Source organism: Micrococcus flavus, assembly GCF_014204815.1.
GTDB lineage: Bacteria > Actinomycetota > Actinomycetes > Actinomycetales > Micrococcaceae > Micrococcus > Micrococcus flavus.
The window spans coordinates 88,450-106,571 of the sequence record NZ_JACHMC010000001.1 but is presented as its reverse complement, the minus strand read 5'-3'; the positions used below and the strand labels follow the sequence as shown (position 1 = coordinate 106,571).

At 75.0% G+C, this 18,122-nt stretch carries 19 protein-coding genes; 4 read left to right on the top strand and 15 right to left on the bottom strand.

The genetic code is table 11. The features are described from left to right. Positions 1-101 precede the first annotated feature (101 nt). Positions 102-3,617: a DEAD/DEAH box helicase gene (locus tag BJ976_RS00525; protein WP_135030410.1), complete on the bottom strand. Its 3,516-nt coding sequence runs from the start codon at positions 3,615-3,617 to the stop codon at positions 102-104. A gap of 80 nt (positions 3,618-3,697) precedes the next feature. Here BJ976_RS00525 and BJ976_RS00520 point away from each other — a divergent pair, with 80 nt between their 5' ends. After that, on the top strand, positions 3,698-5,446 hold the full coding sequence (locus BJ976_RS00520) for an SDR family oxidoreductase (protein WP_135030411.1): 1,749 nt from the start codon (positions 3,698-3,700) through the stop codon (positions 5,444-5,446). Between the two features lie 68 nt (positions 5,447-5,514). Here the strand turns inward: BJ976_RS00520 and BJ976_RS00515 are convergent, their stop codons facing one another. The 11 genes from BJ976_RS00515 to BJ976_RS00465 form a co-directional block, all read right to left on the bottom strand. After that, positions 5,515-6,306 (bottom strand): glycosyltransferase family 2 protein, encoded by a 792-nt coding sequence (locus BJ976_RS00515; protein WP_280524894.1) that lies wholly within the window; start codon positions 6,304-6,306, stop codon positions 5,515-5,517. Next, positions 6,303-6,860, bottom strand: coding sequence for a DUF2238 domain-containing protein (locus BJ976_RS00510; protein WP_229667474.1), 558 nt, complete (start codon positions 6,858-6,860; stop codon positions 6,303-6,305). Before BJ976_RS00510 ends, BJ976_RS00515 begins: the two co-directional genes overlap by 4 nt. A 77-nt stretch (positions 6,861-6,937) precedes the next feature. Beyond that, positions 6,938-7,330 carry a lycopene cyclase domain-containing protein gene (locus BJ976_RS00505; RefSeq protein WP_135030413.1) on the bottom strand — a complete coding sequence of 131 codons (393 nt, stop codon included), beginning with the start codon at positions 7,328-7,330 and terminating at the stop codon, positions 6,938-6,940. Further along, positions 7,327-7,653 carry a lycopene cyclase domain-containing protein gene (locus BJ976_RS00500; RefSeq protein WP_135030414.1) on the bottom strand — a complete coding sequence of 109 codons (327 nt, stop codon included), beginning with the start codon at positions 7,651-7,653 and terminating at the stop codon, positions 7,327-7,329. Before BJ976_RS00500 ends, BJ976_RS00505 begins: the two co-directional genes overlap by 4 nt. After that, positions 7,650-8,534: a prenyltransferase gene (locus BJ976_RS00495; RefSeq protein WP_135030415.1), complete on the bottom strand. Its 885-nt coding sequence runs from the start codon at positions 8,532-8,534 to the stop codon at positions 7,650-7,652. Before BJ976_RS00495 ends, BJ976_RS00500 begins: the two co-directional genes overlap by 4 nt. Then, entirely contained in the window at positions 8,531-8,887 is a 357-nt protein-coding gene (locus tag BJ976_RS00490) for a lycopene cyclase domain-containing protein (RefSeq protein ID WP_135030416.1), read from the bottom strand. The genes BJ976_RS00495 and BJ976_RS00490 overlap by 4 nt, the downstream gene beginning before the upstream one ends. Next, entirely contained in the window at positions 8,884-9,219 is a 336-nt protein-coding gene (locus BJ976_RS00485; RefSeq protein ID WP_135030417.1) for a lycopene cyclase domain-containing protein, read from the bottom strand. Before BJ976_RS00485 ends, BJ976_RS00490 begins: the two co-directional genes overlap by 4 nt. Beyond that, positions 9,219-10,964 (bottom strand): phytoene desaturase family protein, encoded by a 1,746-nt coding sequence (gene crtI / locus BJ976_RS00480; RefSeq protein WP_135030418.1) that lies wholly within the window; start codon positions 10,962-10,964, stop codon positions 9,219-9,221. Before crtI ends, BJ976_RS00485 begins: the two co-directional genes overlap by 1 nt. Continuing rightward, positions 10,961-11,941, bottom strand: coding sequence for a phytoene/squalene synthase family protein (locus BJ976_RS00475; protein WP_135030419.1), 981 nt, complete (start codon positions 11,939-11,941; stop codon positions 10,961-10,963). The genes crtI and BJ976_RS00475 overlap by 4 nt, the downstream gene beginning before the upstream one ends. 2 nt (positions 11,942-11,943) lie before the next feature. Next, positions 11,944-13,035 carry a polyprenyl synthetase family protein gene (locus BJ976_RS00470; protein ID WP_135030420.1) on the bottom strand — a complete coding sequence of 364 codons (1,092 nt, stop codon included), beginning with the start codon at positions 13,033-13,035 and terminating at the stop codon, positions 11,944-11,946. Next, entirely contained in the window at positions 13,032-13,520 is a 489-nt protein-coding gene (locus BJ976_RS00465) for a MarR family winged helix-turn-helix transcriptional regulator (protein ID WP_209281010.1), read from the bottom strand. The genes BJ976_RS00470 and BJ976_RS00465 overlap by 4 nt, the downstream gene beginning before the upstream one ends. A gap of 116 nt (positions 13,521-13,636) precedes the next feature. On the opposite strand from BJ976_RS00465, the gene idi reads away from it, so the two are divergent. Beyond that, the gene (gene idi, locus BJ976_RS00460; RefSeq protein WP_229667476.1) at positions 13,637-14,194 is read left to right on the top strand and encodes an isopentenyl-diphosphate Delta-isomerase; all 558 of its coding nucleotides are present in this window, start codon (positions 13,637-13,639) and stop codon (positions 14,192-14,194) included. A 78-nt stretch (positions 14,195-14,272) separates the two neighbouring features. On the opposite strand, the gene trxA is transcribed toward idi, so the two are convergent. Next, entirely contained in the window at positions 14,273-14,689 is a 417-nt protein-coding gene (trxA, locus tag BJ976_RS00455; protein ID WP_135030421.1) for a thioredoxin, read from the bottom strand. Positions 14,690-14,828: 139 nt separating this feature from the next. Between trxA and aroQ the strand changes: the two genes are divergently transcribed. Both aroQ and BJ976_RS00445 read left to right on the top strand, forming a co-directional pair. Beyond that, a complete protein-coding gene (gene aroQ, locus BJ976_RS00450) occupies positions 14,829-15,290 on the top strand; it encodes a type II 3-dehydroquinate dehydratase (RefSeq protein WP_135030422.1) in 462 nt (153 codons plus the stop codon). A gap of 110 nt (positions 15,291-15,400) precedes the next feature. After that, entirely contained in the window at positions 15,401-15,883 is a 483-nt protein-coding gene (locus tag BJ976_RS00445; protein WP_135030423.1) for a pyridoxamine 5'-phosphate oxidase family protein, read from the top strand. Positions 15,884-15,959: 76 nt separating this feature from the next. Here the strand turns inward: BJ976_RS00445 and BJ976_RS00440 are convergent, their stop codons facing one another. Both BJ976_RS00440 and rlmN read right to left on the bottom strand, forming a co-directional pair. Then, on the bottom strand, positions 15,960-16,802 hold the full coding sequence (locus tag BJ976_RS00440; protein ID WP_135030424.1) for an aldo/keto reductase: 843 nt from the start codon (positions 16,800-16,802) through the stop codon (positions 15,960-15,962). Positions 16,803-16,847: 45 nt separating this feature from the next. Next, complete coding sequence (gene rlmN, locus BJ976_RS00435) at positions 16,848-18,017, bottom strand: dual-specificity RNA methyltransferase RlmN (RefSeq protein WP_462937949.1); 1,170 nt, start codon at positions 18,015-18,017, stop codon at positions 16,848-16,850. Positions 18,018-18,122 lie beyond the last annotated feature (105 nt).

Sequence of the window (18,122 nt, the reverse complement as noted above, 5' to 3'; positions counted from 1 at the left end):
TCGCAACGGGTCCGGACCGCCTGCGGCCGGGAGCGCCGTTTCCCGAACGAAGGCGTCCCGTCATGCGCCGTTTCCCGAACGAAAGCGCCTCGCGGCGGGGGTCAGGTGTCCGCGCCGAGCAGCTCCCGGATGTCGTCGGCCGTCAACGAGTCCGTGAACGCGCCGGAGCCGGAGTCGTCGGACTCGTCCATGAGCGCCCCGAACAGCTCGGCCTTGCGCTGCTGCAGCTCGAGCACCTTCTCCTCGATCGTCCCTTCGGAGACCATGCGGTAGACCATCACGGTGCGCTCCTGGCCGATCCGGTGCGCGCGGTCCACGGCCTGGTTCTCCGCGGCCGGGTTCCACCACGGGTCCATGAGGAACACGTAGTCCGCCTCGGTGAGGGTGAGCCCGAAGCCGCCGGCCTTCAGCGAGATGAGGAACACGGGCGCCTCGCCCTCGCGGAACCCCTGGATGACGTCCGCGCGGTTCCGCGTGGACCCGTCCAGGTACGCGTGCTCCACCTCCATCGCGTCCAGCTCCTCGGCCACCACGCGCAGGAAGCTCGTGAACTGGCTGAACACGATCACCCGGTGCCCCTCGGCCAGCACCTCCTCGAGGTCCGCGAGGAACCGCTCGAGCTTCGAGGACGGCACCGCCGCGTACTCGTCGTCCACGATCTGCGGGGCCAGGGCCAGCATGCGCAGCAGCGTGAGCGACTTGAAGATGGTGAACCGGTTGCCGTCCATGTCCCCGAGCAGGCCGAGGACCTTGCGCCGCTCGCGTGCCAGCACGCGGTCGTACACCTTGCGGTGCGCCGCCTCGAGCTCCACGGAGAGCACCTGCTCCTGCTTGGGCGGCAGGTCCTTGGCCACGAGCTCCTTGGAGCGGCGCAGCATGAACGGGCGCACGCGGCGGCGCAGCGCGGCCATCCGCTCGGGGTGCTCGCCGGACTCGATGGGGGTCACGTACGCCTCGCGGAAGCGGCGGTGGCTGGGGAACAGCCCGGGGACCACCACCTCGAGCAGCGCCCAGAGGTCCGTCAGCGAGTTCTCCATGGGCGTGCCGGTGATGGCCAGCCGGAACGGGGCGTCGAGGTCGCGGGCCACCTGGTGCACCTTGGACGCCTTGTTCTTGAGGAACTGCGCCTCGTCCAGCACCACGCCGCCCCAGCGCACGCCGCTGTACCCGGCGGCGTCGATCCGCAGCAGCGTGTAGGAGGTGACGACGACGTCGGCGCCCGCCGCCTCCGCCGCCACGTCCGTGCCGCGGCGGCGGGTGGTGGTGTCCAGCACGCGCACGTCGAGGCCCGGGGTGAACTTCGCCGCCTCGGACGCCCACACGGACACCACCGACGACGGCGCCACCACCAGGAACGGCGGCCGGTCCGGGTGGGCGGCGCGTGCGTAGGCCATCAGCGCGAGGGTCTGGACGGTCTTGCCCAGGCCCATGTCGTCGGCCAGGATCCCGCCGAGGTCCTGGTCGTGGAGGAAGCGCAGCCAGCGCAGGCCTTCCCGCTGGTACGGGCGCAGGTCCGCCTCGAGCCCCGGCACGTCCGGCGCCTCGGGCAGGCGGTCCACGGAGGCCAGGCGCCCGACGGCGGCGGTCCACTCCGGGTCCTCGTGCACCTCGTCCGCGACCTCCTTGAGGTCCTCCCAGAAGCCCACCTGGTGACGGGACACGGCGGTGCTCTCCGGCGTCCACTCCTGCAGCGTGGCGGCCTCGGAGAGCAGGGCCCGCAGCCGGTCGAACGCCGGGTGGTCCAGGCCCAGCCACGTCCCGTCCCGCAGCATGAGGGTGGTCCTGCCCTGGACCAGGGCGGTGAACAGCTCCACGAAGGGCAGCACGTGCCCGTCCACGGACACCTGCACGCCCAGGTCGAACCAGTCGTGCCGCGCGGCCTTCGTGGAGACCTCGATGCGCGGCGCCGCGGTCAGCTCGCGGTAGTCGGGGCGGTCCCCGGTGACGTCCACGCGCACGTGCTCCAGCCGCTGCAGCCGCGGCAGCACGGTCTCGGAGAAGCGGGCCGCGCCCACGCCCTCGAGCTCCTGCTCCTGCGTCCGGGCGGCGCGCGGCCACACCTCGACGGCGTCCCGCACCACGGCCTCCTCGTGGCGGGGGTCCCGCAGGCCCTCGGTGCCGAGGTCCAGCTCCCGGGGCGGGTCGAAGTACAGCCATGACCAGCGCAGCACGAGGCGGTGGTCGGGGCGGAAGTCCGCCTGCAGGCGCAGCACGGGGGGCTCGAACTCCGGCAGGGCCACGGAGGAGTCGCGGCTGGCCACGTCCAGGGCCGTGCGCAGGCGGGGGTAGATCCGCTCGAGGAACTCGGCCCGGTCCGCGGCGGGCACCGGCACGGGCCGACCGTCCAGGACCATGCGCTGCACGGGCTCCGGCACGGGCCGGCGCGCGGGGATCAGGTGCAGCGTCCAGGTGCCGTCCTCCTCCTCAACCGGGCGGTAGAAGCCGATCGAGCCGATCACGCGCACTCCCCGCAGCGGCTCCGGGCGGGGCCCGGCAGCGTCGTCGTCCGCGGCGGGACGGCGGGCCGGGACCAGAGAGGGCGTGACCTCGAGCCCGCCCTCGGGGGCGGCGGTGACGTCCAGACCGACCTCCACGGGCGGGTCCAGGACCACGTCCTCCAGGATGCCCTGTGCCACGAGCGGCACGCCCGCCTCCTGCGCCTCGGCGAGCAGCTGCCAGATGCGGCCGGAGTCGAACGCGTGCAGGCCGAACCAGGCATCCGTCGGGTAGGAGTCCTCCGCCTGCAGCTGGCGCCACACCAGGCGCAGGGCGCGCTCCTGCGCCGGGGCGTACTCCGCGCGCGGGAACTGGAAGGCCTTCCACGTCAGCCCGCCCTTGATCCACGTGCCCTTCGCACCGCGCTTGAGCGGGCGCAGGATCACGTACAGCGGACGGTCCTCCCGCAGGTGCTCCTCGCCCGCCGGGGCCGGTCCCCACTGCTGGAACGCGTTGTGGGAGGACTCGGCCACCAGCTCGACCCCGATCGCCAGGTCCGGCGGCGGGGCCAGCCGGCGCGGACCGCCGTCGAGCCCGGCGAGGGGCTCGAGGACGCCGCGCCACGGGAGGGCGCCGCCCTCGAACCCGTCACGCCCGTCGCCGTCCCGGTCGCGAGTGGTGGGCTGCGCAGGCATTCGCGGCCCATTCCCTGCCTGACCCAACGCTCGGCGGTCGGGGTCGGCCGTGTCGGGGCGGATGGCATCCCGACGGTGGGCGGGCAGGCGGTCCGCGGTGGTGACCATCCGGGCGAGCTCGTCCCGGGCGGCCTCGCGCGTCGTGTCGGCATGGCGGCGGCTGATCTCGTACAGGGCGGCGGCCACGTGCTTGCAGTCCTCGCCCACGGGGCACTGGCAGCGCCCGGCGGTGGGCTCGAGCAGGGGCGTGCCGTCCTCGGCGGTCTCCCCCGTCTCCTGCAGTCGCACGGCCTGGCGGTAGGGCTGCGGCGCGGTGCCGCGCACGGACGAGGTCAGGCGCAGCCGGGAGGCGTCGTAGGTGATGCGGAGGACGTCGCCCGCAGCCGCGATCTCGAAGCCGCGGTCCGCGCTGGTGGGCCCCGCGAGGGCGCGGACGGCCTCGGTCCGCAGGTGCGGGAGCGGGTCGCCGGGAACGCCAGATGCCATAGGGGTCAGTCTTTCACGGACCGGCGGCCCGCCGCCGCCCAGGCATGGGGCTCCGACGTGCCGCTCCCTACCCTGGAGGTATGACGCAGAACGAGACGGGGCACGCGCCCCAGGACGGCTCCATCCCCTCCCCCGGCACCGCCCCCGTCGGCGGCGCCCACACCGTCGACCCCCACGTCCCCTCCGCTCCCGAGGACCACGTCTCCCCGCTCGGGCTCTCCCTGCCCGAGGGCCACGGCCGCCGGGTGCTCGTCACCGGAGCCACGGGCTACGTGGGCGGGCGCCTCATCCCCGAGCTGCTCGCCGCCGGCTTCCAGGTGCGCGCCGCCGCGCGCGACCCCCGCGACCTCGCGGGCCGGGCCTGGTCCGACGAGGTCGAGGCCGTGCAGTGCGACCTGTCCGAGCCGGATCAGGTGCGGGACGCCATGGAGGGCGTGCACACCGCCCTCTACCTCGTGCACTCGATGGGCGGCGGCGGCGACTTCGTGGAGCACGAGCAGAAGATCGCGGACATCGTGGCCACCGCCGCGGACGAGGCCGGGATCACCCAGCTCGTGTACCTCTCCGGACTCCACCCGGACGACAAGCCCGTGGAGGAGCTCTCGGACCACATGCGCTCGCGCGCCCTGGTGGCCGAGCGCCTCGAGGCCGCTGCGACGCCGGCGCTCACCTTCGAGGCCGGCATCGTGATCGGCTCCGGCTCCACGTCCTTCGAGATGATCCGCCACCTGGCGGACCGCCTCGTCGTGATGCCCGGCCCGAGCTGGCTGAAGAACGAGGTGGAGCCGATCGCCATCCGCGACGTCCTCTACTACCTGGTCCACGCCTCGGCCCTGGCGGAGCCCGTGCAGGCCCGCGCGCAGATCGGCTGCGGCCGCGCCCAGCCGTTCAAGGAGATGCTCACCGACTACGCCGAGGCGGCCGGACTCGCCCGGCGCCGCGTCCTCACCCTGCCCATCCCGGCCCAGCGCCTCTCCGGCTTCTGGATCGGCCTCGTGACGCCCATCCCCATGGGGGTCGCCATGCCCCTGGCGGCCTCGCTCGCCGAGGACGCGGTCACCGAGAACCACGACGTCGCGCAGATCATCCCGGACCCGCCGGGCGGCCTCACCTCGTACAAGGACGCCGTGCGCCGCGCCCTCAAGCACGAGGAGGAGGGCCCCCTGGAGGTCACCTTCAACGCGGACATCTACGCCTCGAACGACCCGGCGGCCCCTCTGCCCTCGGACCCGGAGTGGGCCGGCAAGACCGTCTACACGGACGACCGCCAGCGCGAGTCCGCCCTGCCGCCCGAGGCGGTGTGGCCCGTGATCGAGTCGATCGGCGGCCACAACGGGTACTATTCGACGCCGACGCTGTGGAAGATCCGCGGCCTGATGGACAAGCTCGTGGGCGGTCCGGGCCTGGCCCGCGGACGCCGGGACGCCGACCGCCTCCGCGCGGGAGACCACGTGGACTGGTGGCGCGTGGAGGACGTCGACCCCGGGCACCGCCTGACCCTCCGCGCCGAGATGAAGGCCGGCGGCCGGGCCTGGCTGCAGCTGAGCACCGAGGCCACGGACACCGGATCGCGCTACCGTCAGCGGGCGATCTTCATGCCGGACGGCGCCCTGGGCCGTGCGTACTGGACGGCCATCCTGCCGTTCCACGCCCTCGTGTTCCCCGAGATGGCCGCGAACATCCTGGCCGAGGCCGAGCGCCGGCACACCGGCTCGGACACGCCCTCGCGCCGCCCCGGCCTGGCCGGCCTGCTGGACCGCCTGCCCCTGCGGCGGAACCCGGTGCGCCCGTCCCAGGAGGAGGCGCGGGAGGCCGCCCGGAACGCCTGAGCCCGGCGGCTGCCGCTCGACGGCACGGCCGGACCCCGCCGCGGGACCCCGCCGCCCGTCCCCGGCCCTCAGGGGCGGGCGGCGGCCTGCGCCCGACGCACCCAGCGCAGGCCCGGGGACAGCTCCGCCCAGTTGAGGCGGATCGTGGTGACGGCCATGCGGCCCTGACGGACCCGCGCGTCGAGGGAGGAGAAGAGCCGCCCGGCCGCACCCACGCGGAGGCCGGCGTCGAACCGGGTGCAGCCCGGGGCGTGGAGCAGCAGCTGGAAGCTGAGGTCGAAGTCGTCGTGGACGTCCGCGCGGTGACGGTGGACGCGGTCCCGCACGTCACGCCACGCCTCGGCCCGCAGGGCGCAGTTGGAGCCCCACAGCGGGGTGCCGGCCACGGCCGCGCCGCCGACCCACCGGTAGGCCGCGGTGTACGCGTCCGAGCGCACCCGGCTCAGGAGCCCGGGCTGGTCGTAGAAGACCCCGGGGCCGGTGAGCCCCAGCATCTCCGGCTGGGCGGCGAAGCGCGCGACGATCCGCTCGACCCAGTCCTCGGGCACGCGCGAGTCCGCGTCGCAGCGCAGGATGAGGTCCCCGCGGGCGGCGTCGTAGCCGGCGGCCGCGGCGGAGGGGATGCCGCGGACGGGCTCGTGGATCACCCGGGCCCCGGCGGCGCGGGCCACGGCGGCGGAGTCGTCCGTGCTGCCGTTGTCCACCACGACCACCTCGTCCGGGCGGCGGGTCTGCCGGGCCAGGAGGGCGAGGCACGCGCGCAGGTGGTCGGCGTCGTCGAGGACGGGCACCACCACGGACACCGTGGTGCGCGCGGTCAGGGGCTCGGGGCGTGCGCCGCCCGCCGCAGGCCCGCTCACCGGGCACCCTGCCGCACGGAGTGCACCGAGGCGACCGCGACGACGGCCGCCGTCACCGCACCGACGAGGTCGGCGGTGAGGTCGCCGAGGGTGTCGTCGTAGCCGACGCCGATCTCCTCCGTGACCTCGTGGTGGCCCCACCACTCGGCGACCTCCCACACCACCCCGAGCGCCGTGCCCGCCGCGGCCAGGCCCAGCACGCAGATCACAGGGCCCAGCGTGCGGACGGCCTCGGCCGGGGTCACCGGGCCGCCGGTCCGGCCGCGCCGGCGCAGGGCGGAGCGCACCACGACGGCGACCAGCCCCGTGACCACGCCGGTGACGGCGGCGTGCATGACCAGGTCCAGTCCCTCGATCCGGTGGTACAGGCCGATCGCGCTGGCCCAGCCGGCCGCGAGGAGCAGGACCTGCCCGGTCCAGTCGAGCAGGCTCCCGCCGGCCAGCCAGCGCAGCAGCCACTGGCCGCCGAACACCAGGAACATGGCGGCGGCGCTCGGCCAGCCGGCCACGGCGCCGGCCGCGGGCACGATCAGCAGACCGAGCAGCCGCAGCACGTCCGCGGGGATGAGTCCGGCGAGGACCCTCCCGCCGAGTGTGCGCCTCCGGGGGGGATGCGACGCGTCCGAGGGGCTCATTCCGCCCGCTCCGGCACAGTCGGGGAAGCGGGGGCCGGGGACGGGGACGGGGCGCCGCGCCCCCGGTCCCCCTCACGACGACGGCGCCGCCGGTCCCCCGTCAGCAGCAGCCACACCGCCGGCAGCAGCAGGGCGGAGCCGAGCGGGTAGGCGAAGTCCTCGATCGGCGCGAGCCCCACGCGCACCCCGGCCAGGGCGTGGCCGCCGTAGTCGAACAGCCCGGAGGCGATCATGACGTTGTCGAACACGGCGGTGAGCACCCAGAGCGCGGCGGTCGTCAGCAGGATCGCCCCCACGTGGCGGGCGCGCACCCGCCCGACCAGGGCCGCGGCCAGCAGCACCCCCAGCCCGAGGCCGAGGAACACGGCGTTGAGCTCCCAGAAGGTCACGGTGCGCACCTCGCTGCGCGGTGCTCGAGCAGCCGCACGGCGCCCGTGAACAGCACCATGGTGAGGTAGCTGAGGAACAGGAGGAAGAACGCCTCCTCGAGGGGGAGCTGGTGGGCCAGCATGATCCCCGTCATCAGCGGTGAGTCGCGGTGCAGGAAGATCCCCTCGGCGATCGCCCGCACGTCCCACCACAGGAAGTAGGCGAGGCCGGCGGCCAGGACCACCGCCCCTGCCACGGGCCGACGCCACAGGAACAGCCGCCAGCGGGCGTCCGTGAGGGCCATGCAGCCGAGCACGCCCAGGAGCACGAGCAGGTACGTCATCCGAGGATGCCCCGTTCGAACGCCCACCAGATCAGCAGCATGGTCACCAGGAACCCCGTCAGGTAGTTGAGCCAGAGGAAGGTGCGCCAGCCGCGGTTCGCCTGCCCGGACGTGGCGTCCGTGATCCCGGCGAAGCGCAGCGTGCTGCCCAGGTAGGGCACGGCGAACAGGGCGGCCAGCGGTCCGGGCCACTGCGTGCCCAGCATCAGCAGGCCCGCCCCGGCGTAGAGGGCGGCGGCCGTCCACACGGTGGGCCGGGCGCCGAGCACGGTGGCCACGGAGGCCAGCCCGCCCGCGCGGTCCGGGACCACGTCCTGCACCGCGCCGAACATCTGGGAGGCCATGCCCCACAGGAAGAAGCCGGCCAGCAGCGCCCACAGCTCCCCCGTGAAGGAGGCCCCGGCGAGCACGAGGCCGTACACGGCGGGCGAGACGAAGTGCGTGGCCGAGGTGACGGCGTCGAGGAAGGGGCGCTCCTTGAACCGCAGCCCCGCCCACGAGTACGCGGCCACGGCGAACAGGGACACGGCCAGCACGCCGACGGCGGCCCACTCCCCGCGCAGGACCGACCAGCCGGCCAGGACGGCCACGAACGGCAGCGGGACCAGGCAGGACCAGACCAGCACCCGGCGACGGACCGCCGGATCGGCCAGCACGGAGCCCTCCACGCCCCCCTTGCGCGGGTTGCGCAGGTCGGACTCGAAGTCGAAGACGTCGTTGATGCCGTACATGGCCAGGTTGTAGGGCACCAGGAAGAACACGGTCCCAAGGGCAATGAGCCACCACGGCAGCCCGCCGGCCAGCAGCGCCGCCGCTGCGAACGGGTAGGCCGTGTTGACCCAGCTCAGCGGGCGGGACGCCCAGAACAGGGTGCGGATCACGCGGTGTCCTCCAGCTCCTCCGGCGTCCCCCGGCCGGTCTTCTCCTCGTGTGCCCGCGGGTCCCGGACGAGGGTCCAGAGCCCGGTCAGCAGGGCCAGGCCGGCGATCGGGTAGAGGAAGTCCTCCACCGGGGCGAGCCCGATGCGGGCGCCGGCGATGTTGGCCCCGGTGTAGTCGACGATCCCCAGCCCGATGATGACGGAGTCGAAGACGCCCGTCAGCAGGACGAGGAGGACCAGGGCCGCCGCGGCGCCGAGGCGCACCCGCCGGGTCAGTCGGCCCCGGTGTCCCGCCACGGCCAGCACGAGGCCGGCCACGGCCAGGAACGGCAGGCTGATCAGCAGGTATGTCATGACCCTACTCCGTCCCGTGCGTTCCGCGCCCAGGCCAGCAGCCGGGGGGCGCCCTCCACGTAGACGAGCGTCTGGTGGCAGAGCGCCCACAGGAACACGACCTCCTCCACGGGCAGCTCCGGCGCCAGGAACAGGCCCACGGACACCTCGTTGGCGCCGTGCCAGAAGACGTCCGCGGCGATCCCCACCAGGTCCCACGCCAGGAAGAATGCCACGCCCGCCACGAGCACCGCGGCGGCCCGGCGCGGGGTCCCGGAGAACAGCACGAGCCGCCAGCGGGCGTCGATGAGGAGGAAGCAGCCGCTGACCAGGAGCAGTGCGGCCAGGTACATCAGGCCGCGGCGCCGGGTCGTGGGCCCGCGTGCAGCGCCGCCTCGGAGCCGGCGGGCACCCCGGAGACCTGCTCGCGGGCGATCTCCGCGGAGATCAGGCACATCGGCACCCCGATGCCCGGACGCACCGAGGACCCGGCGTAGACGAGCCCGTCCACCCGCGCGTCGCGCACGGGCGGGCGGAACAGGGCCGACTGCCGCAGGGTGTGTCCCGGTCCCAGCAGGGAGCCGCGCCACGCGTGCACGTCCGCGGCGAAGTCCGCCGGGCCCCACGTGCGGCGCACCACGATCCGCTCGGCGAGGTCCGGGATGTCCGCCCAGCGGGCCAGCTGGGCCAGGGCGCGGTCCGCCACGGCCTCCACCCGCGGGTCGCCGGGCTCATCCACGTCGGGGGTGCGGACGCCGCCGCGGCCCCAGCCCGTCTCCGCGGGGGCGGGCACCAGCAGGAACAGGGCCTCGTCCCCCTCGGGCGCGGTGGACGGGTCGGTGGCGGAGGTCATGGAGACGTAGATCGAGGTCTGATCGGTGAGGTCCTCCCCCTCCTCGATCCGGCGGAAGTTGTCCTCCCAGTCCCGCGTGAACAGCAGCGTATGGTGCAGCAGCTGCGGCAGCCGCCCGCGCACGCCCACGCACACCAGCACGGCGGAGGGACCCGGGTCGCGGGACTCCCACGCGGCCTCGGTGACGCGCTGGTGGTGCGGCAGCAGGGCGGTCTGCACGTGGTGCAGGTCCGTGGCGGCGACGACGACGTCCGCCTCGGTCCGCCGGCGCGCCCCGGTGCCGTCCGTCCACGCGACGGCGCGCACCGCGCCGGCCCGGCGGCGGGCGCCGCGCGGGGTGCGGGGTTCCCACGGGCGGGGCAGGCGCTCAAGGGCGCGGGCCGCGCGGCCGCGCGGGGCGGGGGTCTCCTGCACCTCGACCGCGCCCACCTCGGCCTCCGTGACGATCTCCACGCCGGCGTCCCGGGCGAGCTCCGCCATGGCGTCCACGAGCGCGGCGAACCCGCCCATCGGGTACTGGACGCCGTCCTCGAGGTCCAGGTGGGACATGAGGTGGTACATCGAGGGGGCGCGGCCCGGGGAGGTCCCGAGGAACACGGCCGGGTAGCCGAGCACCTGGCGCAGGCGCTCGTCCTCGAAGCGGGCGGCCACGTGGTCCCGCAGGTTCCCCAGCAGCCCGGGCACCAGGGCCGGCAGGGCGCGCAGCACGTCCGGCCGGATCAGCTCGGTGAGGTCGCGGAAGTCGGTGTAGAGGAACCGCCGCTTGGCCAGGGCGTACACCTCCTGCGCCGAGTCCAGGTAGGCGCGCAGGCGGGCGCCCGCGCCGGGCTCGAGCCGCTCGGCCAGGGCCGCGGCGGACTCCCGGTCCGAGACCACGTCCACCGGCTCCTCGTCCAGATGGCCCTCGAAGTACACGCGGTAGCCCGGCTCGAGGCGGCGCAGGTCCAGCGCCTCGGCGGCGGAGGAGCCCATGAGTCGGAACCAGCGGTCGATCACCTCGGGCATGAGATACCAGGACGGGCCGGTGTCGAACGTGAAGCCCTCCGCGGACCAGCGTCCGGAGCGGCCGCCGAGCTCCGCGTTCTTCTCCAGGAGGGTGACGCGGTGGCCGTCGCGGGCCAGCAGGCCGGCGGTGGCCAGGCCGGCGAAGCCGCCGCCGATCACGACGACGCGGCGCCCGCCGGCGTCCGCTGCGGCCTCGTCAGGGCGGGGGGCGGGCGCGTCGGGGCGTGGGGAGGTGCTCATGCGGGGGTGCTCCTAAGGGTCTCGGACGGCAGGGGTCGGCCGCGACGGCCCACCCCCACGGGGGAGGCGGTCAGCACGCGGGCGGCGATCGCGGCCTTGACGGGGTCGGGCACGCGCACACGACGGCGGGCGAGCTCGGCGGCAGGGGTGGCCTCGATCCGGCGGGCCAGCTCGGCGAACAGGCCGTGGGCCAGCAGGACGGCGCGTCCCACGCGCGGGTCGAGCGCGAGGATGCCCGGCAGGGCGGCGTCGAGGTCTGCGTCCAGGTCCGCCAGCAGGGCGGTCTTGCGCTCCTCGGTGAGCGCCTCCGGGGTGGCGCCCTCGAAGTAGGTGCGGCCCAGGGCGTCGTGGTCCGCGGCGAGGTCGCGCAGGAAGTTGACCTTCTGGAAGGCCGCCCCGAGCCGGGACGCGCACGCGCGCAGGCGCTCCCGCTCCGCCTCCGTCCGGGCCCGGGTGCCCGGCAGGGAGAGGAACACCTGCAGGCACATCAGCCCCACCACCTCGGCCGAGCCGTGGATGTACTCCTCGAGGGAGCGGGCGCCGTGCTCGGCCACCGTGAGGTCCGCGCGCATGGAGGCGAAGAAGGGCCGGGTGAGCGCGGGGGTGATCCCGTGCCGGCGGGCCACGTCCGCGAACGCGTGCAGCACGAGGTCCGTGGCGAACCCGGTGGCCATGGCCTCCTCGCAGGCGGCCTCGTACGCGTCCAGCGCGGCGGCCACGCGGTCCGCGGGGACGCCGGCCTCGCCCGCGGTGCCGTCCACGATCTCGTCCGCCACCCGGACCATCGCGTAGATCGCCGCGATGTCCCGGCGCTGGGCCGACGGCAGCGTCCGGCAGGCCCAGGAGAAGGACGTGGAGTAGCGCCCGATCACGCGGGACGCCGCGTCCAGGGCGGCGGCGGTGTACAGCCCCAGGTCCGTGTCCCGGGCCGCGTCGCGTCCGTGCCCGACGGCGGCCGGGCGGGGCGTGCGGATCATGCTCAGGCCTCCCGATGCAGGATGTGGTGGCACGTGGCCACGAACTCGGCGCGCTCGGTGGGCCCCAGCGGGAGCCCGTCCAGCAGGGCGCGGGCGCGGTCCACGAGGTCCGCGGCGACGTCGGTGGCATGGGCCACCGAGCCGGCCGCCACGAGCGCCTCGCGGGCCTCGTGCACCGCCTCGGCCAGCTCCGCCAGGTCCGCGCCGTCGCGCTCGGCGCGCGTCACGCGCTCGAGGGCCGCCCGCACGCGGGGATCACGCCGGCCGTGGGCGGTGATGAGCGTGGCCTTGCCCTCGCGCAGGTCGGCGTCGTCGGCCTTGCCCGTGCGCTCGGGGTCGCCCGTGGTGCCGAGGACGTCGTCGATCACCTGGTAGGCGATGCCCAGCAGCGCGCCGGCCTCCGCGAGGGCGTCCGCGTGCGCGGGCGCGGCGCCGGCCAGCAGGGCCCCCGCGCGCAGCGGCTCCTCGAACGTGTAGCCGGCGGTCTTGAGCCGCTCCATGGTGAGGATGCGCTCGGTGGGCGGGTGCTCCCCGGCGTGGCGGTGCAGCGTGAAGAGCACGTCCTCCAGCTCACCGGCGGCGGCGGCCGTCGCGGCCCGGAACACCGCGGACGCCGCCGCCGCGCCGCGGGCCGGGTCCTCGGCGCACGTGACGGCCAGACGGAACGCCTCGGTCAGCAGGACGTCCCCGGCGATCACCCCGGCGGAGCGGCCCAGGTGGGCGTCCTCCCCCGCCGGCGCCCCCGCCTGCGCCGCCTCCCGGCGGTAGAGCTCCGCGACGGTGGGTCGGCCGCGGCGGACCATGTCCCGGTCGATCACGTCGTCGTGGACGATCAGCGCGGCGTGCAGCAGCTCGAAGGCGGCGCCGAGGCGGGCCACGGACCGCGGGCGGGGAGAGCCGGGGTCGGCGGCGGCGGTGCGATAGCCGAGGTCCACGAGGCGCGGGCGGACCAGCTTGCCGCCGTCGGTCTGCTCGCGCAGCCGGTCCCACATCAGGTGGAAGGAGGCGGGGGCGTCCTCGCCCAGCGGGCGGCGGGCGAAGACGTCGGCGAGCTCGGCGCGCACGGCGGCGACGGCGTCGTGGCGGGGGCTCATGCGGCGTCCTCCCGCCGGTCGGCGCGGACGGCGAGGTCGTCCCGCCAGGCCTCCATGTGGGCGGCGGTGCGTTCGAGGAACCTCAGGACCGCGGCGGACTCCTCCTCGGAGGCGTCCGCGAGGACCTCCCCCACGAGGCCCACCATGTGCTGGACCTCCGCCATGGCCCACTCGCGCGAGGACTCGACGGCGCGCACCACGGTGCGGCGGCGGTCCTGCGGGTGCGGCTCGCGCACGGCGTGTCCGGTGGCCACCAGGCGGTCCACCACCGCGGTGGCCGAGGCGGTGCTCAGATGCAGGGCGCGGGCCAGCTCGGTGGGCCCCATGGGCCGGCGCATCAGCAGCGCGAGCGCGGCGTAGTCCGTGTCCTTCAGGCCCATGAGGCGGCGCATCTGCGACCGTACCTCGCCGTGGAGACGGACGATCCGGCGCAGCGCGCGCGCGTGGTCGGTCACCCCGGTGACCGTCGACGGCATCTCCGCCATGCGCCTCTCCTCCGCCCGTGCTGTGTCTCTCGGCTGTCAAATAGTATGGCGGTCGAACAGCACATCGCCATCCGCCGCGGACGTCCGCGCCCGGAGACGCAGATCCGGAGGCCCCCGTGGACCGACCCACCCCCGCCGCACCCGCCGAGCTCGTGGTCCTGCTGGGACCGGAGGGAGAGCCCATCGGCACCGCGCCGAAGGCCACGGTGCACCGGACCACCGCCGAGGGCGGCACGCCCCTGCACCTCGCGTTCTCCTGTCATGTGTACACCCCGGACGGCCGGTTCCTGCTCACCCGGCGGGCCCTGGGCAAGAAGGCGTTCGCCGGCGTGTGGACCAACGGGTTCTGCGGCCACCCCGGCGCGGGCGAGGACCCGGCGGACGCCGTCGTGCGCCGCTCCCCGCAGGAGCTGGGGGTCGGGGTGCGGGACGTGACCCCGCTCCTGCCGGACTTCCGCTACCGCGCCGCGGACGCCGGCGGCGTCGAGGAGAACGAGGTGTGCCCGGTGTTCCGTGCCGTGGCGGACGCGGACCCGGACCCGGTGGCGGACGAGGTGGCCGAGTGGTGCTGGGTGGCGCCCGACGCGCTGACCGCCGCGCTGGCGGCCGTGCCCCGCGCGTTCAGCCCGTGGCTCGTGCAGCAGTGGGAGCAGGGGGCGTTCGGCGCAGCCTGAAAGGTCCCGGACGGACGACGACGGGGGCCGCCGCAGGATCGCGGCGGCCCCGGTCGGGGTCTCGGGTGAGGGTGCGGCTCAGCGGCCGTCGGCGGCGTCGGCCTGCGCGGGCGCCTCGCCGGCCTGCTCCTGGCCGGCGGCCTGCTCCTCGGCCATGCGGCGGACCTCGGCGATGTCCAGGCCCTTGACCTGCTCCAGGAGCTGATCGAGCGCCTGGCCCGGCAGCGCACCGGCCTGGGAGAACACCAGGACGCCACCACGGAACGCCATCAGCGTGGGGATCGAGGTGATGCCGGCCATCGCGGCCAGCTGCTGCTGGTCCTCGGTGTCCACCTTCGCGAAGACGACATCCTCGTGCTTGTCCGAGGCGGCCTCGAACACGGGGGCGAACTGCTTGCAGGGGCCGCACCAGCCGGCCCAGAAGTCCACGAGGACGGTGTCGTTCTCGGCGACGGTGGTGCCGAACTGCTCGAGCGTGAGATCGGTGGTGGCCATGGGGACGACTCCTTCGGGATCGGGGCGCCGTGTCCCGAGGGGGCGGGCCGGCGTCGTTCCCCCGGGCCAACGACGCCGGCCGGGCACCTATTCCGTGACCCCTCCCCGGCGGCCCCGGGGCGTGCGTAGGGTGGCGCGCATGAGCACCCCCCTGCCCCTCCTCGTCCTCAACGGCCCCAACCTCAACCTCCTGGGCACGCGCGAGCCGGAGACGTACGGCACGCAGACCCTCGACGACGTCCGCGCGCTCACGCAGGAGCGCGCCGCCGAGCACGGCCTCACCGTGGACGTCCGCCAGTCCAACCACGAGGGCGAGCTGATCGACTGGATCCAGGAGGCCCGCACGGCGCACTCCGGGATCCTGATCAACCCGGCGGCCTACAGCCACACCTCCGTGGCCATCCGGGACGCGCTCGCCGCGGTGGACGTGCCGATCGTGGAGGTCCACATCAGCAACATCCACCGCCGGGAGGAGTTCCGGCACCACTCGTACGTGTCCGCCGTGGCGGACGCGGTGATCGCCGGCGCGGGCGTGGATGGCTACGCCCTGGGCGTGGAGTGGCTGGCCCGACGCGTGCAGCGCCGCTCCGCCCAGGGCTGAGACCCGCCCGCCAGCCCTCGCGCGGGATCGCCCCCTGGCCCTAGCGTCGGTGGCACGACGCCCGCGGGAGGCCGCGGGCGCGACGACGTCCCCCGACGAAGGAGGCCGAGATGGCTGACAAGGATCCCCGCATCGAACTGCTCGAGAAGGTCGAGAAGGCCGGCATCGCCATGCTGACCACCGCGCATCCGGACGGCACCCTGGAGTCCCGCCCGATGGCGGTGCAGGAGGTGGAGACCGAGCCGGGCGTGCTGTGGTTCATCACCCGCGCCTCCGGCGACGCCGCCCAGGACTCCGAGGGCCGCCCCGTGAACGTGGCCGTGCAGGACGACGGCTTCTGGGCCTCCGTGGCCGGCCACGGCGCGATCGTCCGCGACGACGAGCGCAAGCGCGAGTACTGGAACTCCTCCACCGAGGCGTTCTTCGGGGAGGGTGCGCAGCCCGAGGACCCGGAGATCGTGCTCGTGCGCGTGCAGGCCGACTCCGCCGAGTACTGGGACTCCGGCGCCGCCTCCACCGTGGTGGAGATCGTCAAGGCCAAGCTCAGCGGCGGCGAGGCCCGCCCGGGCGACCACGACACCGTGGAGTTCTGAGCACCCGCCCGACCCACGACGACGGCGACGCATCCTCGCAGGGGGCGTCGCCGTCGTCGTGTGCGGGGGCGTCCGGTCAGAGTCCGAAGGTGAGGGGGTCCTGCCGGGCGGGGGCGCCGGTGTCCGCGGCATCGAGGGCGGCGAGCTGCGCGGCGGTGAGCGCCACGCCCTGCGCGGCGAGGTTCTCGGCCAGGTGCGCCGGTGAGCCCGAGCGCGGGATGGCCACGCGCCCGCCGGCCCGGTGCCACGCGAGCACGGCCTGCGCGGGGCTCACGCCCGCCTCCTGGGCCACGGAGCGCACGGCCGGATGGGCGAACACGTCCCCGCCGCGGCCGAGCGGCGTGTAGGCGACCACCGCGGCGCCGTGCCGACGGGTGGCCTCCTGCACGGCCCGCTGCTGGATGAGCGGGTCCACCTGGATCTGGTTGACCGCGGCGGTGAGGCCGTCAGCGGCCAGGGCGTCCAGGTGCTCGGGCAGGAAGTTGGAGACGCCCCAGCCCCGGAGCGGGCCGCTCTCCCCCGCGAGCGCCGCCAGCGCCGCCGCCGCATCCCGGTAGGTGCCCTCCTCGGGGGTGCGCCACGGGTGGGGCCAGTGCAGGAGCACGAGGTCCACGGCGTCCAGGCCCAGGCGTTCGAGCGAGGTCCCGACGGCGGCGCGCACCCGGTCCACGCCGCCGAAGGCATCCGCGGTGAGCTTGGTGGTCACGTGGACCTCGTGCCGCGGCAGGCCGGAGGCCCGCACGGCCGCCCCCACCTCGGCCTCGTTGCCGTACGCCTGGGCGGTGTCCAGGTGACGGTAGCCGAGGGCGAGGGCGTGCTCGATCGCTGCCTGCCCCTCGGCGCCGGTCAGCTTGTACGTGCCGAGGCCGAGGGCAGGCAGGGCGGTCGGACGGGTCGGGACGGTCGGGTCCTGGGCCATGCCGCCACTGTAGACGGACCGCCCCGGCCCCCTCCGGCGGCGGGCTCAGTCGTCGTCGGCGGCGAGCTGGCCGCACGCCCCGTCGATCTCCTTGCCGCGGGTGTCCCGGAGGGTCGCGGGGATGCCGGCCGCGTTGAGCCGGTCCACGAACTCGCGGGTGACGTCCGGCTCGGAGGAGGTCCAGATGGAGCCGGGCGTCGGGTTCAGCGGGATGGGGTTGACGTGCACCCAGCCCTTGCCGCGGGCGTTGAGCTTCTTGGCGAGCAAGTCCGCGCGCCAGGCGTGGTCGTTCATGTCCTTGATGAGCGCGTACTCGATGGACACGCGGCGGCCGGTGGCCGCGAAGTAGTCGTAGGCCGCGTCGATGGCCTCGTCCGCCTTCCACCGGGAGTTCACGGGAATCAGCTCGTCACGGAGCTCGTCGTCCGGGGCGTGCAGGGACAGCGCGAAGGTCAGGGGCACGCCCTCCTGGGCGAGCTTGCGGATGGCCGGCACCAGGCCCACCGTGGAGAGCGTGATGTTGCGGGCGCTCATGCCCAGGCCCTCCGGGGCCGGGTCCACCATGCGGTGCACGGCGGCCATGACGCGCTTGTAGTTGGCCAGCGGCTCGCCCATGCCCATGAACACCACGTTGGTGACCCGGTCGGCGTCGTGCCCGCCGTCCTTCCGGGTGCCGCCGAGCTCGCCGGCGGCGATCGCCTGGTTGGCGCGGACCACCTGCTCCACGATCTCCGCCGTGGACATGTTGCGGGTCAGGCCGTTCTGGCCGGTGGCGCAGAACGGGCAGTTCATGCCGCAGCCGGCCTGGCTGGACACGCACAGGGTCACCCGTCCCGGGTAGCGCATGAGCACGGACTCCACGAGGGCGCCGTCGAACAGGCGCCACAGGAACTTGACGGTGTCCCCGCGGTCCGTGGTGAGGCGGCGCACCTCGGTGAGCAGCGGCGGGAAGAACGCCCCGGCGATCTCCGCGCGCCTGTCCTTGGGCAGGTCCGTCATCTGCTCCGGGTCCGTGGTGTGGTGCTCGAAGTAGTGGACGGAGAGCTGCTTGGCGCGGAACGCCGGCAGGCCGATCTCCTTCGCCCTCTCCTGCCGCTCGCCGAGGGTGAGGTCCGCCAGGTGCGTGGGCGGCTGGGAGACGCGGGGCTGCTTGAACTGCAGCAGGGGCCGGCCCTCGGCGTCGGCCTTCTGGACCCAGCCCTCCGCCTTGGGCATGACCTGGGGCCGGGCCTCCTCCTTGGGCTCGCGGCGGGAGGGCGCGGAGAGCGGGTGGGCGACGCCGGCGCGGCGCATCCGCTCACGGTCCTCCGCGAGCTGGCG

What these genes read in the sequence shown, in the direction of transcription:
- BJ976_RS00520 (WP_135030411.1), top strand. Translation starts at nt 3,698, where the DNA reads ATGACGCAGAACGAGACGGGGCACGCGCCCCAGGACGGCTCCATCCCC.
- crtI (WP_135030418.1), bottom strand. Translation starts at nt 10,964, where the DNA reads ATGAGCACCTCCCCACGCCCCGACGCGCCCGCCCCCCGCCCTGACGAG.
- BJ976_RS00445 (WP_135030423.1), top strand. Translation starts at nt 15,401, where the DNA reads ATGGCTGACAAGGATCCCCGCATCGAACTGCTCGAGAAGGTCGAGAAG.
- BJ976_RS00490 (WP_135030416.1), bottom strand. Translation starts at nt 8,887, where the DNA reads ATGACATACCTGCTGATCAGCCTGCCGTTCCTGGCCGTGGCCGGCCTC.
- BJ976_RS00525 (WP_135030410.1), bottom strand. Translation starts at nt 3,617, where the DNA reads ATGGCATCTGGCGTTCCCGGCGACCCGCTCCCGCACCTGCGGACCGAG.
- aroQ (WP_135030422.1), top strand. Translation starts at nt 14,829, where the DNA reads ATGAGCACCCCCCTGCCCCTCCTCGTCCTCAACGGCCCCAACCTCAAC.
- BJ976_RS00485 (WP_135030417.1), bottom strand. Translation starts at nt 9,219, where the DNA reads ATGTACCTGGCCGCACTGCTCCTGGTCAGCGGCTGCTTCCTCCTCATC.
- BJ976_RS00440 (WP_135030424.1), bottom strand. Translation starts at nt 16,802, where the DNA reads ATGGCCCAGGACCCGACCGTCCCGACCCGTCCGACCGCCCTGCCTGCC.
- BJ976_RS00465 (WP_209281010.1), bottom strand. Translation starts at nt 13,520, where the DNA reads ATGGCGGAGATGCCGTCGACGGTCACCGGGGTGACCGACCACGCGCGC.
- BJ976_RS00475 (WP_135030419.1), bottom strand. Translation starts at nt 11,941, where the DNA reads ATGATCCGCACGCCCCGCCCGGCCGCCGTCGGGCACGGACGCGACGCG.
- trxA (WP_135030421.1), bottom strand. Translation starts at nt 14,689, where the DNA reads ATGGCCACCACCGATCTCACGCTCGAGCAGTTCGGCACCACCGTCGCC.
- BJ976_RS00470 (WP_135030420.1), bottom strand. Translation starts at nt 13,035, where the DNA reads ATGAGCCCCCGCCACGACGCCGTCGCCGCCGTGCGCGCCGAGCTCGCC.
- rlmN (WP_462937949.1), bottom strand. Translation starts at nt 18,017, where the DNA reads ATGCCCAAGGCGGAGGGCTGGGTCCAGAAGGCCGACGCCGAGGGCCGG.
- BJ976_RS00500 (WP_135030414.1), bottom strand. Translation starts at nt 7,653, where the DNA reads ATGACGTACCTGCTCGTGCTCCTGGGCGTGCTCGGCTGCATGGCCCTC.